Source organism: Mycolicibacterium sp. ND9-15 (genome assembly GCF_035918395.1).
Classification (GTDB): domain Bacteria; phylum Actinomycetota; class Actinomycetes; order Mycobacteriales; family Mycobacteriaceae; genus Mycobacterium.
The window spans coordinates 1793583-1805921 of record NZ_CP142362.1; the positions used below are offsets into that span (position 1 = coordinate 1793583).

At 67.6% G+C, this 12339-nt stretch carries 14 protein-coding genes; 1 reads left to right on the forward strand and 13 read right to left on the reverse strand.

The window, feature by feature from the left end; translation table 11 throughout:
• Window positions 1–18 precede the first annotated feature (18 nt).
• The 8 genes from QGN32_RS08875 to QGN32_RS08910 form a co-directional block, all read right to left on the reverse strand.
• Entirely contained in the window at window positions 19–1119 is a 1101-nt protein-coding gene (locus QGN32_RS08875) for an SDR family oxidoreductase (protein WP_326548204.1), read from the reverse strand.
• A 31-nt stretch (window positions 1120–1150) separates the two neighbouring features.
• On the reverse strand, window positions 1151–1252 hold the full coding sequence (locus tag QGN32_RS08880; RefSeq protein WP_003402602.1) for a 30S ribosomal protein bS22: 102 nt from the start codon (window positions 1250–1252) through the stop codon (window positions 1151–1153).
• 120 nt (window positions 1253–1372) lie between these two features.
• On the reverse strand, window positions 1373–1633 hold the full coding sequence (locus QGN32_RS08885; protein ID WP_326548205.1) for a helix-turn-helix domain-containing protein: 261 nt from the start codon (window positions 1631–1633) through the stop codon (window positions 1373–1375).
• A gap of 127 nt (window positions 1634–1760) precedes the next feature.
• Window positions 1761–2642 (reverse strand): pyrroline-5-carboxylate reductase, encoded by an 882-nt coding sequence (gene proC, locus QGN32_RS08890; protein WP_326548206.1) that lies wholly within the window; start codon window positions 2640–2642, stop codon window positions 1761–1763.
• Between the two features lie 99 nt (window positions 2643–2741).
• Complete coding sequence (locus QGN32_RS08895; protein WP_326548207.1) at window positions 2742–3614, reverse strand: thioesterase family protein; 873 nt, start codon at window positions 3612–3614, stop codon at window positions 2742–2744.
• Between the two features lie 24 nt (window positions 3615–3638).
• The gene (locus tag QGN32_RS08900; RefSeq protein ID WP_326548208.1) at window positions 3639–4484 is read right to left on the reverse strand and encodes a sugar phosphate isomerase/epimerase family protein; all 846 of its coding nucleotides are present in this window, start codon (window positions 4482–4484) and stop codon (window positions 3639–3641) included.
• A 15-nt stretch (window positions 4485–4499) separates the two neighbouring features.
• On the reverse strand, window positions 4500–5603 hold the full coding sequence (locus QGN32_RS08905; protein WP_326548209.1) for an Rv0497 family membrane protein: 1104 nt from the start codon (window positions 5601–5603) through the stop codon (window positions 4500–4502).
• A gap of 26 nt (window positions 5604–5629) precedes the next feature.
• On the reverse strand, window positions 5630–6736 hold the full coding sequence (locus QGN32_RS08910) for a Ppx/GppA family phosphatase (RefSeq protein WP_326548210.1): 1107 nt from the start codon (window positions 6734–6736) through the stop codon (window positions 5630–5632).
• A gap of 12 nt (window positions 6737–6748) precedes the next feature.
• On the opposite strand from QGN32_RS08910, the gene QGN32_RS08915 reads away from it, so the two are divergent.
• Window positions 6749–7546: a DUF3109 family protein gene (locus QGN32_RS08915; protein ID WP_326548211.1), complete on the forward strand. Its 798-nt coding sequence runs from the start codon at window positions 6749–6751 to the stop codon at window positions 7544–7546.
• A gap of 55 nt (window positions 7547–7601) precedes the next feature.
• On the opposite strand, the gene regX is transcribed toward QGN32_RS08915, so the two are convergent.
• The 5 genes from regX to mshA all read right to left on the reverse strand — a co-directional run bounded on the left by regX (window position 7602) and on the right by mshA (window position 12325).
• Window positions 7602–8288, reverse strand: coding sequence for a two-component sensory transduction protein RegX (gene regX / locus QGN32_RS08920; RefSeq protein ID WP_326548212.1), 687 nt, complete (start codon window positions 8286–8288; stop codon window positions 7602–7604).
• On the reverse strand, window positions 8285–9484 hold the full coding sequence (locus tag QGN32_RS08925; protein WP_326548213.1) for a sensor histidine kinase: 1200 nt from the start codon (window positions 9482–9484) through the stop codon (window positions 8285–8287). The genes regX and QGN32_RS08925 overlap by 4 nt, the downstream gene beginning before the upstream one ends.
• 137 nt (window positions 9485–9621) lie before the next feature.
• Complete coding sequence (locus QGN32_RS08930) at window positions 9622–10383, reverse strand: phosphoglyceromutase (protein WP_326548214.1); 762 nt, start codon at window positions 10381–10383, stop codon at window positions 9622–9624.
• Between the two features lie 110 nt (window positions 10384–10493).
• Window positions 10494–11000 carry a type III secretion system chaperone family protein gene (locus QGN32_RS08935; RefSeq protein WP_326548215.1) on the reverse strand — a complete coding sequence of 169 codons (507 nt, stop codon included), beginning with the start codon at window positions 10998–11000 and terminating at the stop codon, window positions 10494–10496.
• Window positions 10997–12325, reverse strand: a complete 1329-nt coding sequence (gene mshA, locus QGN32_RS08940) for a D-inositol-3-phosphate glycosyltransferase (protein WP_326548216.1) — start codon at window positions 12323–12325, stop codon at window positions 10997–10999. Before mshA ends, QGN32_RS08935 begins: the two co-directional genes overlap by 4 nt.
• Window positions 12326–12339 lie beyond the last annotated feature (14 nt).

Below are 12339 nucleotides of genomic sequence, written 5' to 3' on the forward strand. Positions count from 1 at the left end.
CCTGAATAGTTGATGCGCCTAGCGTCCCCACCGTTGCGCCGCAGCAACGGCCCGACTCTCCATCGAGCGTACCCACCGCGGGTCGACGATCGGAGTCAATCCGCGACCTCGGACGTAATCGTCGAAGGCTTCCACGGTGGTCCACTTCGGGTTATAGCCGAGGTCGTTTCGCATCCGCGATGTGTCCATGACCCTGCCGTAACTCAAGTAGTCCAGCTGCTCGCGATCGAGTTCAGTGTAGCGAGTCGCACGCATCAGCGAATCCACAGCCCACAATGCGGAGCGCGGCACGGGCAGGGCGATCCGTCCGGCTCGCCGGATCGCCTGGCTCATCATGAGGATCCCGGACGCCCCGACGTTGTAGGTGCCCGACTTGCCCGCCATCGTCGCGCGCTCGAGCGCCCCGAGCGCGTCCTGCTCGTGGAGTAGCTGGAGGCGCGCGTCGCGTCCGATGACCGTCGGCACCACGGGTCCTGCGAGGTAGCGCGACAGCGCCGTGTCCATCGCGGGGCCGATCATGTTGGCCAGCCGCAATATGGTGACCGCGATGTCCGGCCTGCGCCGCCCCAGCCCACGGGCGTAGCCCTCGATGTCGATGCTGTCGCGGGCGAAGCCTTCCCCCGGCGGCCGGCGCGCGCTGCTGTCCTCGGTGAACAGCACCGGGTCGCGTGCACTGGAGCCGTACACCTCCGAGGTGGACTTGAGCACGACGCGCTGCACCGACGGCGCCTTCTGACAGGCTGCGAACAGTTGGATCGCGCCCATCACGTTGAGTTCTTTGAGCGTGGCTCGGCCACCGGAGCGGGGCGTGTAGGACGCCGCAGCCGCGTGCACCACGGTGTCGACGTCGCCATTGCGAATGACTTTCGCGATGAACGGGTTCCGGATATCGGCGCGGACGAACTCCGCGCGGCCCATCCGTCGTAGTAGATCCTTGCTCGGCGTGATCGCGTCGACGGCGATCACGTGGTTGATCAACGGGTTCTGCGCCAGCCTGGCGGTCAGATACCCACCGAGGAACCGGCACGCCCCGGTGACCAGCACGATCTTCGGGTAGTGCACGGCGTCGCGCGCATCAGACCCATTCACCTGGCCACCGGAGCGGCCCTCGGAATCCATGACCGGTCAGCCTAACGACCGTGTGCGGAGATTACTTGCCGAGTTTTCTGCGTTGGACCCGGGTGCGACGAAGCAGCTTGCGGTGCTTCTTCTTCGACATGCGCTTACGCCGCTTCTTGATGACTGAACCCATGAACTCCGCTACCTGTGGCTACTCGGATCTGCCCGAGCATCGTTGACTGACCCGGCCACTTTACCGGGCTGCGCAGGCAACTGCGAAACGCGCCCGAGGGCCGAGCGCTCGGCGAACAGATCAGCCGGCGTCGAAGTACGAACTCTCCAACATGTCGTGCACAGCCTTGGCATGCACGCGGAACGAGCGGCCGACGCGGACGGCGGGCAGTTCTCCGTTGTGCACCAGCCGGTACACCGTCATCTTGCTGACCCGCATCAAGCTCGCCACCTCGGCGACAGTGAGAAATTGAGCTCGTGGCTGTTGACCGTCGGCTCCGGAGTCCCGAGCCGACTTCCCACTGGCCGAATCCCGCGCGGATGGCCCGTTCATAGACGTCATCGCAACCCAATCATTCAGGCACGGGCAGTCCCAGCGGCTTCCCCACCGCTGGCACCGACCCGTGCTTACACCAGGAGAATAGCGTGGCAGATGGTGTTACTGCGACGGGTGTGGGTAATTAATCGAATTACTCAAACGTAATTCCGAGCTGCTCAGAGCGCTTTTTCGCGGCCTCCACAGCGTTGGCAACCGCTGCCCGCACCCCACCCCGCTCGAGTTCGCGCAGCCCAGCCGCGGTGGTCCCCCCGGGCGAGGTGACGGTTGCACGCAGTTGAGCGGGGGTGGTGCCCATCGGGATGCCCGACGTAGCCCCGGCCGCGCTCTCGGCCGAGGCGGCCTTGTCGAGCCCTTCCAGCAACATCGCGGCCGAGCCCGCCATCGTCTGAGCGGCCAGATCGGTAGCCTGCGAGCGCGACAGCCCGGCGTCGACGCCCGCGTCGACGAGCGCCTCGACCATCAGGAAGAAATATGCCGGGCCAGAGCCCGAAATCGCCGTCACGGCGTCGAGTTGGGACTCCGGCACGGTCAGCACCCCACCGACCGCGTCGAAGATCGCGGAGACCTCCTTCATCTGATCCTGGGTGGCGAACCGGCCGGGCGACAGCGCGGTGACACCCCCGCCGACGACCATGGGCGCGTTGGGCATCACGCGGATGACCGGCGATCCGGCGGGCAGCTTGTTCTCGTAGTAGGCGGTGGTGACGCCAGCGGCGACCGTCACGAAAACCTGTTCGGCCGTGTCGCTTTCGGCTTTGGTGGCGGCATCGACGATCTCGTCGACGAGCCCCGCCACGTCGGCGGGCTTGACCGCCACGATCACGTAGGTCGCGTGGTCCACCGCATTCGCCACCGTCGTCACCAGCACCGAGTACGTGTCGGCAAGGTATTTCGCCCGGTCCGGGTCCTTCTCCGCCACCGCCAGGTCCTTGACCTGTCGCCCAGCGCGCAGCAACCCGGACAGGAGCGCCTCACCGATACTTCCACCGCCGACGATCGCGATTCTGGCCATGCCGGAAAGCATTGCAGAGTCGACCGCGACGCGTTCGACCACCTGCTAGACCGTTTCTCCCCCGGCCTTCACGCCGAGCGTTGGGCGACGGCCTTACCGCTAAGCCTGCGGGACCATCGCCAGTTGGCGGCTCTGCACGACGATGTGGCCCTCGCAGTCGACGACGATGTGGTCCTCGTCGAACCAGTCCTGGCCGATCTGCACAGTGGTGCACAGAACCCGCAGCCAACCGTCCGCGGGCAGGGTGCGCAGATACGCGGTCAGCTGGACTGTCGGCGCCCAGCCGAACCGGTTGACGCCGAACGTCACGGGCGCCGACACGTCACCGCACAGCAGCGCGAACAGCACATCGGGCGCAACGCCTTTCGGTCGCACCCAGTACTCGATCACCGGCGGCCCGCCGTCCGAGCGCGGCGCCATGGTGGTCAGCGAGGGCCGGATGTCGCAGCCGCGGGCGAGGTGGACGATGCCGGCCATCGGATGGCCCTCGCCGATCGGCTCCAGGCCGGGCGGCGGATCCGGTTGCATCAGTGGGATCACGGGGTTGACGGACAGCAGCGGCGCCACGTGATGCTCCGGGTCGCCGAGTGTGATCGCGGCCCGCACGGCTACCTTCTGCTCTTCGCGCGAGCGTCCCCCTGCCCTTCGGGCGGGAGGTGCCCCCACATCGCGCGTCCGGGCTCCTTGCCTCAACTCGACGTCGATCAGGCTGACGCGGCGCCCGCGCTTGCGCACGGTGGTGACCACCTGCAGCGGGCCGGGATCGGGCGCCCACAGGAAGCTCCCCGATACCGCGATCGGCTGGACGTCGCCCGCATGCTCGATGCGGGCGGCGTTCGCGCACAGAGCCAGCATCGCGCCGCCGTGCACCTTCGGCCCGATGGTCCAATGTTCGTTCAGCTCACCGTGATACACGCCATCACCGGCGGGGGTGAGTGCCATCGCGTCGGTGAACAGGGTGGAGCCGGCCATGGGGAGAATCCTTCTGAGGTGGGGTCAGCGCAGTAGGTGCGCGCGAGCGAACTGCAACGACTCGACCAGTAACGCCTCGCGTTCGGCGGCGGTGCGTGCGCCCGACGTGCTCACCTCGAGGATCACATGGCCGTTGAAGTTGCTTGCGGCCAGCGTCTCGCAGACCTCCGCCGTCGGTTGCGTGCCGCGGCCCGGCACCAGGTGTTCGTCGGTGGAGGCGCCGCTGCCGTCGCACAGATGTAGGTGCACCAGCCCATCACCCATCCGGCGCGCCATCTCGATCGCATCGGTGCCCGCGGTCGCGGTGTGCGACAGGTCGAGCGTGTAGTGGGCATGATTGCCGTCGAGCGGATCGTAGGACGGGGCGAACGCCGAGACACCCGGCCCGGGCCTGCCGCCGCGTTTGCGCATCCGCTCGATCGATGTCTGCCCGGCCCCGAAGAACCGGTCGGCGCGAAACGGGAACATGTTCTCGACCGCGACCAGCACCTCGCTGCTCGCCTCAAGCTCGGCGACCTGCTCGGAGAAACCCTCGGCGTAGCGGCGCTGCCACCGAAACGGCGGATGCACGACGACGGTCTGGGCGCCCAACTGCTCGGCCGCGCGCACGCTGCGTGCCAGTTTGGGGATCGGGTTGGCGCCCCACACCCGCTGCGTGATCAGCAAACACGGCGCGTGGACCGACAGCACCGGCATCTTGTACTTCTCGGACAGCCGCGCGACGGCGTCGACGTCCTGGCTGACGGTCTCTGCCCAGACCATGAGCTCGACGCCGTCATAGCCGAGCTTGGCCGCGTACTCGAAGGCCGCCTCAGTTCTCAGCGGGTAGACGGAGGCCGTCGACAGACCGACCTTGATGGCTGGACGCACGGGTTATTGGGCGCCTCAACCCGCCTGCATCAGTGCCAGCGGTCCGAACGTGACCATCGCCCCGACCGCGACGGCGATCAGTGTGCTGCCGATGTCCTCGGTCTTGCGAACCACCCGCACGCCGACCACCAGGCCCAGGATCACCAGCACGCCGAGCACCAGCGCCACGATGCTGTTCCACTTCCACAGCTGATCGAACGCGATGAACAGCCCGGCGCCGAACGCCACCGCGACCAAGCACTGAGCGACGATCAGGGCTCCGCGCAGGATCGACGACATCACACCCGATGGCGCGGCAGCGGTGTCGTCCTCCAGATCGATGCCCTCTGGAGTCAGGCCTTTGCCACGCCGCACGTCCTCGACGACATCTGGGCCGCCGAACAACGCATCGTCGGGCGAACGCAGATACGACGGCAGCTCCTCGCGCTCGTCGGCCTCGGGCTCGGCCACGGCGACGGCCGCGTCGGCGGCCTCGTCCTCGTCGGCCTGCGGATTGGACCACTCGAGCGGGTCGGGGCTCATCCGCTCGGCCCCTACGCCGGCGTCGGTCTCTTCGCCCACCCCGCTCCGCCCGCGCAGGCCGAAACGCCGCGCAAAACTCGAGCGGCGCGGCGGGGCGAAAAAGTCCAAGTCCTCGTCGGCGTCACGCTGCTCGATGTGGCTCTGGTAGTCGGCGACGGCATCGGCGTACTCGTCGTCGTCCTCATCCGTGGCAGCCTGGGGCGCGGCCGTGCCGGCCTCGGCGTCGACGTCGGCCTCGTCGACCTCGGCCTCTACCTCGGCCTCTACCTCGGCCTCGTCGAGTTCGGTTTCGACGGTCTCGATATCGGATTCTGCCTCGACATGGTCGGGTTCGGCGGGCTCGGCAGAGGCTTCGGTTTCGGCGGGGGCGTCAACCACCGCGGCCGACGACCGGTCTGTGGCGGGTGCATCGTCACCGTCGTCACGGATGACCGGAATCTCGCCGGTCAGTTCGGCGACGGTGATCGAGTCGGTGGCACCGCGGCGACGACGGCGCCTCCCGCCGATCGGCGGGGCACCGATCGTGCCGTTGCGCGCCAGCAACTCCGCGACCGAGATGGGTCGCGAGTTGCCGTGGTCGTCTTCTTGTCCTGTCATTTGTGTTTGCCTTCGGGCCTCGTCACCTATCGTCCAGCATTACGCACAAACGCTTGCACTGAGGCCGGATTGTCGGCACCGCCGACCCCCGCCGGATTGTCGGCACCGCCGACCCCCGCCGGATTGTCGGCACCGCCGACCCCCGCCGGATTGTCGGCACCGCCGACCCCCGCCGGATTGTCGGCACCGCCGACGAAGCCGCTGCTGTCGGCTTCGCTGTCGAGTCTCCGCAGAATCAGCCCTTCCCGCAACGCCCAGGGACAGATGTCGACGCTCTCGACGCCGAGGGCGTTCATGCTCGCCTCGGCGACCAACGCTCCGGCCACGATCTGTGGCGCCCGATCGGCACTCACCCCTTCCAATTCGGCACGGTCAGCCGCGGTCATCCTAGAGATGAAATTTATGAGTTGCCGAAGACCGGTCGCGGTCACGGTCCGTTTGACCCGCGGTCCGGCCCCGGACGGTGCGGCGCCCGTCAGCCGGGCCAGCGAGCGGAACGTCTTCGACGACGCCACCGCCAGGTCCGGGGCGCCGGCCTTGAGCATCTCGGCGCCGGCGTCGGCCAGTTCGGTGGTCAGCCAGTCGCGCAGCATCGCGACCCGTCGCCTGCCCGGGGGATCGTCGGGGAGCCATTCGCGGGTCAGCCGACCCGCGCCCAGGGGCAGCGACAGCGCCACCTCCGGCTCCTCGTCGACACCGTTTGACAACTCGAGCGAACCACCTCCGATGTCGATGTTGATGATGCGTCCCGCGCTCCACCCGTACCACCGCCGCACGGCCAGGAACGTCAGCCGCGACTCGTCCACGCCGGAAAGCACGCGCAGCGCCACCCCCGTCTCGGCGAGCACGCGGACGAGCAACTCCTCCGAGTTCTTGGCGTCGCGCACCGCGGAGGTGGCGAACGCCATCAGTTCCGAACAGCCGGAACTGGTGGCGATCTTCGCGAATTCGTCGATGGTGCCGATCAGTTTGTCGGCGCCCTTTCGGGTCAGCTTGCCCGAGTCGTCGATGGCTTCGGCGAGTCGCAGCGAGGCCTTGGTGGAACTCATCGGCGTCGGATGGCCACCGCGTCGCGCGTCCACCACCAGAAGGTGAACGGTATTGCTGCCCACGTCGAGCACGCCTAATCGCACTCATTCAACTTAATGCGTCTACCGTGGAAAACCGTGAGCGCATCGCACCATGGAGAGGTCGAACTCGATTTCGCGCGTGAGTGGGTCGAGTTCTACGACCCCGACAATCCCGAGCACTTGATCGCCGCCGATATGACCTGGTTGCTCTCCCGGTGGACATGCGTATTCGGCACGCCGGCCTGTCAGGGCACCGTGGCGGGCCGCCCGGACGACGGCTGCTGTTCACACGGCGCCTTCATGTCCGACAAGGACGACATCGCCCGCCTCGACGACGCGGTCAAGACGCTGACCGACGAGGACTGGCAGTTCCGCGACAAGGGGCTCGGCAAGAAGGGCTACCTCGAGATGGACGAGTACGACGACAAGCCCAACCTGCGAACCCGGAAGCACAAGGGCGCCTGCATTTTTCTCAACCGGCCCGGTTTTCCCGGCGGCATCGGCTGCGCACTGCACAGCAAGGCGCTCAAGTTGGGCGTCGAACCGCTGACCATGAAACCCGACGTCTGCTGGCAGCTGCCGATCCGGCGCACTCAGGAGTGGGTGGTTCGGGCCGACGGTTCGGAAATCCTCAAGACGTGGATCACCGAGTACGACCGGCGGGGCTGGGGTGAAGGCGGCGCGGACCTGCATTGGTACTGCACCGGCGATCCCAACGCGCACGTCGGCAGCAAGCCGGTGTGGGAGTCCTACGGACCCGAGCTCAAAGAACTCCTCGGCGAGAAGGCGTACGCGGAGCTCGCCGCGATGTGCAAGCGGCGCAATGGGTTAGGGCTCATCGCCGTCCATCCGGCGACCCGCCTGGCCGAATGAAACCATTCATGTCCCGGCGCAAGCTGAGCGGCAAGACCTGTGCGCAACGAAACGGCTAGCCCTCGAGCTTGTAGCCGAGCCCGCGGACGGTGACCAGGTGCACGGGATTGGCGGGATCGGCCTCGATCTTTGACCGCAACCGCTTCACGTGTACGTCAAGGGTCTTGGTGTCACCGACGTAATCGGCGCCCCACACTCGGTCGATGAGCTGGCCACGAGTCAGCACTCTGCCGCTGTTGCGCATCAAGTACTCGAGCAGATCGAACTCCTTGAGCGGCAACGTGACCGGCTCCCCGTTCACCGACACCACGTGGCGCTCGACGTCCATCCGGACGGGACCGGCCTCCAGCACCCCGTCGCTGAGCCCGACGTCGTCGTTGTCGGCGCCACGCCGCAGCACCGCGCGGATGCGAGCGATCAGCTCGCGCGCCGAGTACGGCTTGGTGACGTAGTCGTCGGCGCCGAGTTCGAGCCCGACGACCTTGTCGATCTCACTGTCGCGAGCGGTCACCATGATCACGGGAACGCTTGAGCGCGAACGCAACTGCTTGCACACGTCCGTCCCGCTCATGCCGGGCAGCATCAAGTCGAGCAGCACGATGTCGGCGCCGGCCCGCTCGAACTCGGCCAGGGCCGCGGGACCGTCGGTGACGACGGTGGCCTCGAAACCCTCCTTGCGAAGTAGAAAGGCCAGGGGATCGGCCAAGGACTCCTCGTCCTCCACGATCAGCACACTGGTCATTGGTCTCGGTGATCCTCTCGCTCGACGTGATCATCCTGATCATCATCACTATGGGGATAGGCCGGGATCGACAGGGTGAACGTCGATCCCGTTCCCGGCTGACTCCACAGCCGGATGCTTCCGTTGTGGTTGGCCGCCACATGCTTGACGATGGCCAACCCCAGCCCGGTGCCGCCGGTGGCCCGGGAGCGCGCCTTGTCGACCCGGAAGAACCGCTCGAACACCCGCTGCTGATCCTCGCGGGCGATGCCGATACCGCGGTCGGTGACCGCGATCTCGATGTCGTCCCCGCGCCGCCGGCGACTGACCGACACCGACGACCCGTGCGGCGAGTACGCGATCGCGTTGGAAACCAGGTTCGCGATCGCGGTCACCAGCAGCTGCTGGTCGCCGAGGGCGCGGAAACCGGTCGGCGCATCGGTGGTGATCTTGATGTCTGCGTTGTCGGCGGACACCTTGTGCCGGGACAGCGCCTCGGCCACCACGGTGTCGACGTCGACGGCCGTCAAATCAGGCAGTCGCTCGGCCCCCTGCAGCCGCGACAACTCGATCAGCTCCCCGATCATGTTGGCCAGCCGGTTGGACTCGGCCACCATCTTCTCGGCGAACCGGCGGACGGTCTCGGGGTCGTCCGCCGACGCGAGCAGCGCCTCGGCCAGCAGCCCCATGGCGCCGACGGGCGTCTTGAGCTCATGGCTGACGTTGGCAACGAAATCCCTGCGAGTCGCTTCCATCCTTGCGTGTTCGGACTGGTCGTCGACGTAGACGACCGCGAAGCGGCGGTCCTGTTCCGTCAGCAGCCGAACGTGGCCACGAACCGAGAGCCCGGACCGCCCGGGGTTGGCCCGCTTGTGCGCCGCAAGGTCGACCTCGGCCGGTTCGCCTGTGGCCAGCGTGCGCTCGGCGGCCCGCCAGGCCCGCTCGTCGAGCAGTCGGTCCCGCACCAAGCCCAGCTCACGGGCCCGCTCGTTCGCGTAGACAACGTCACGGAAGTGGTCGACCACCACGATTCCCGTCGGCGCCCGCGACGCGATGTGGGAGAGCATCTGCGAGACCGTGACGCCGCTCTGCGCGGCGGCGCGACGTTGCCGGCGGTCTGCGAGACGGGGCCTCAAGACCGCCCCGAGCGCCATGCCGACTCCCAGAGCGAGCAGTGCGGCCACCGCTGCCACCAGCAGCGCCGAAACGACACCCACGCGGAAATCGTACGCATCCGGTGAACGTCATCCCAGCAACGTGCGGCCAAAGCGGGACAAGTCACAGAAGGAAAGTCGGAAATTCGGGGTCCGGTCCCTCGCTGTTCACCGTCCGTTCGCCTGGACGGGCCGACGGACTATTTGGCGCCTTGCGAGGCGACCGCGGCGGCGCCCGCGGCCGCGGCCTCCGGATCCAGGTACGTGCCGCCGATGACCGTCGGCTTGAGATCGGAGTCCAGGTCGTAGCGCAGGGGGATGCCGGTCGGGATGTTGAGGCCGACGACATCCTCGTCGGACATGCCGTCGAGGTGCTTGACCAGGGCCCGCAGCGAGTTGCCGTGCGCCGCGATCAGCACGGTCTTGCCCGCCCGCAGGTCCGGTTCGATCGTCTCGGTGTAGTACGGCACGAACCGCTCGACCACGTCCTTGAGGCATTCGGTGCGCGGCGGGCCGCCGGGTATGTCGGCGTAGCGCGGGTCGTCGTCCTGGCTGTAGGCGCTGCCCAACTCGATCGGTGGCGGCGGGGTGTCGTAGCTGCGCCGCCACGCCATGAACTGCTCGTCGCCGTAGCGCTCCTTGGTCTCGGCCTTGTTCAGCCCTTGCAGCGCGCCGTAGTGCCGCTCGTTGAGTCGCCAGTCGCGGTGCACCGGGATCCAGTGCCGATCGGCCTTGTCCAACGCCAGGTTCGCGGTCGTGATCGCGCGGCGCAGCAGCGAGGTGTAGAGCACGTCGGGTTGACGGTCGAGTTCCTTCATCAGTTCGCCGGCGCGCACCGCCTCGACGCGGCCCTTCTCGGTGAGGTCGACGTCGACCCAGCCGGTGAACAGGTTCTTCGCGTTCCAGTCGCTCTCGCCGTGACGGAGCAGGATCAGCGTGCAGTCACCCCGGGAATCAGCCATGGTGGAATCCTCTCACGGCCCTCGGATCACCCACCGCGCGTGCCGAGATCGACGAAATGGCGGCTTCCGGCCGGGAAAACCCGCCAAATCGTAGGTTTCGCCGAGAGAAGTCAGTCCTCGTCGTCGATCAGGTGGGCGAACGCCTGCAGGTTCTTCAGCGACTCCCCGCGCGACACCCGCCACTCCCACTCTTTCTGTATCGACGAACGAAAGCCCAACTCCAGCAACGTATTGAAGTCGTTGTCGACGGCTTCGAGTACCTGGCCGAGCACGCGGTCGACCTCCTCTGAGGTGACCGATTCCAGCGACATGCGGCCGACGAGATAGATGTCGCCGACGTTGTCGAGCGTGTACGCCACCCCGTAGAGCCGGCGGTTGCGCTTGAGCAGGAACCGGTACACGCCCTCGTGGTTCTCGTCGGGTTTACGGCAGACGAAGGCCTCGATGCGCACCGAGTGTTCACCGATCGACAGGATCGTGTTGGTCTTCAGCCGCCGCTCGCCGGGCAGTTCGACGATGATGCCCGGCAACCCGCCGTGCGCGCCTTCATGGTGCGTACAAACCAGGCCGTTCTCCCTGCAGGCGTCCTCGATGACCTTCGCAGCGCGGTTACTCATGCTCGCACTCCCCGCCGACGCGAGAACCGCCTGCCGGTGCGGCGCGCGCCCTCGCGTGGCTGCTGGCGGGCGCGGTAGCCGGCGATGGCGCGCCCATAGCTGGCCAGCAACGCATCTACAGTGCGGTCCCACGAGAACGCTGCGGCGTGGGCCACCGCGGCCGGCCCCAGGGTGTCCGCCCGCCGCAGCAGATCCCCGATGGCGAGCGCCCAGTCGCCGTCGTCGTGGCCGTCGACCAGGGCCCCGGTGACGCCGTCGCGCACCGCGACCGGCAGCCCGCCCACCGCCGCGGCCACCACCGGCGTGCCGCAGGCCTGGGCTTCGACTGCGACCAGGCCGAAGGACTCCGAATAGCTGGGCACCGCCACCAGATCGGCGGCCCGGTACACGTTGACCAACTGCTCGCGCGATTGCGGCGGCAAGAACGTCACCCGGTCCGAGATACCCAGATCGGCGGCCAGCCGAACCAGCCCGTCGGGTGCCTGCAGTCCGCTCCCTGACGGACCGCCGGCCACCAGGACGCGCACCCCCGGCAGCTTGGCCGCGGCGCGCAGGGCGACGTCGGGTGCCTTCAGGGGCTGGATGCGCCCGACGAACGCGACCACCTGCTCGTCGGCGTCCAGTCCCAGCGCGGCACGCGCGGCGTTTCGATCCCCCGGCGTGAACGTCTCGAGGTCGACGCCCGGATGCACGACGTCGATCCGCGCGGGATCCGCGTTGTGCATTGAAACCAGTTGGTGGCCTTCGTGTTCGGTGTTGACGATCAAGCGATCGGCCTCGTCGACGACCTGCTGTTCACCGACCGCGCGCAGCGGGGGCTCCGGTGAGTCGCCATCGGCCAGCGCGGCGTTCTTGACCGCGGCCAGCGTGTGCGCGGTGTGCACCAGCGGCACCGCCCACCGGTCGCGGGCGAGCCAGCCGACCTGACCGGACAGCCAGTAGTGCGAATGGACGATGTCGTAGTAACCCGGTTCGTGCGTCGCTTCCGCGCGCAACACCCCCGCGGTGAACGCACACAACTGAGTGGGCAGGTCGTACTTGTCCAGACCCTCGAACGGCCCGGCGACGACGTTGCGCACCAGCACACCGGGAGCCACCCGCACCGTCGGCTGGTCGGTCGACGAGGTCGCGCGCGTGAATATCTCCACCTCGACACCGCGGCCAGCCATCCGCAGCGCACTCTGCAGCACATAGACGTTCATCCCGCCGGCGTCGCCGGTGCCGGGCTGGGCCAGCGGCGAGGTGTGTACCGACAGTACGGCTACGCGCCTGGGCACCGGGAGTCCGGCGGCATCAGAACGGGACAGATCCGTTGCTAGGCGCACACAGATATGTCTAC

Excerpts from the sequence above, each read along its gene's own strand:
- QGN32_RS08875 (WP_326548204.1), bottom strand. The coding sequence starts at position 1,119 with ATGGATTCCGAGGGCCGCTCCGGTGGCCAGGTGAATGGGTCTGATGCG.
- QGN32_RS08880 (WP_003402602.1), bottom strand. The coding sequence starts at position 1,252 with ATGGGTTCAGTCATCAAGAAGCGGCGTAAGCGCATGTCGAAGAAGAAG.
- QGN32_RS08885 (WP_326548205.1), bottom strand. The coding sequence starts at position 1,633 with ATGACGTCTATGAACGGGCCATCCGCGCGGGATTCGGCCAGTGGGAAG.
- proC (WP_326548206.1), bottom strand. The coding sequence starts at position 2,642 with ATGGCCAGAATCGCGATCGTCGGCGGTGGAAGTATCGGTGAGGCGCTC.
- QGN32_RS08895 (WP_326548207.1), bottom strand. The coding sequence starts at position 3,614 with ATGGCCGGCTCCACCCTGTTCACCGACGCGATGGCACTCACCCCCGCC.
- QGN32_RS08905 (WP_326548209.1), bottom strand. The coding sequence starts at position 5,603 with ATGACAGGACAAGAAGACGACCACGGCAACTCGCGACCCATCTCGGTC.
- QGN32_RS08915 (WP_326548211.1), top strand. The coding sequence starts at position 6,749 with ATGCGTCTACCGTGGAAAACCGTGAGCGCATCGCACCATGGAGAGGTC.
- regX (WP_326548212.1), bottom strand. The coding sequence starts at position 8,288 with ATGACCAGTGTGCTGATCGTGGAGGACGAGGAGTCCTTGGCCGATCCC.
- QGN32_RS08930 (WP_326548214.1), bottom strand. The coding sequence starts at position 10,383 with ATGGCTGATTCCCGGGGTGACTGCACGCTGATCCTGCTCCGTCACGGC.
- QGN32_RS08935 (WP_326548215.1), bottom strand. The coding sequence starts at position 11,000 with ATGAGTAACCGCGCTGCGAAGGTCATCGAGGACGCCTGCAGGGAGAAC.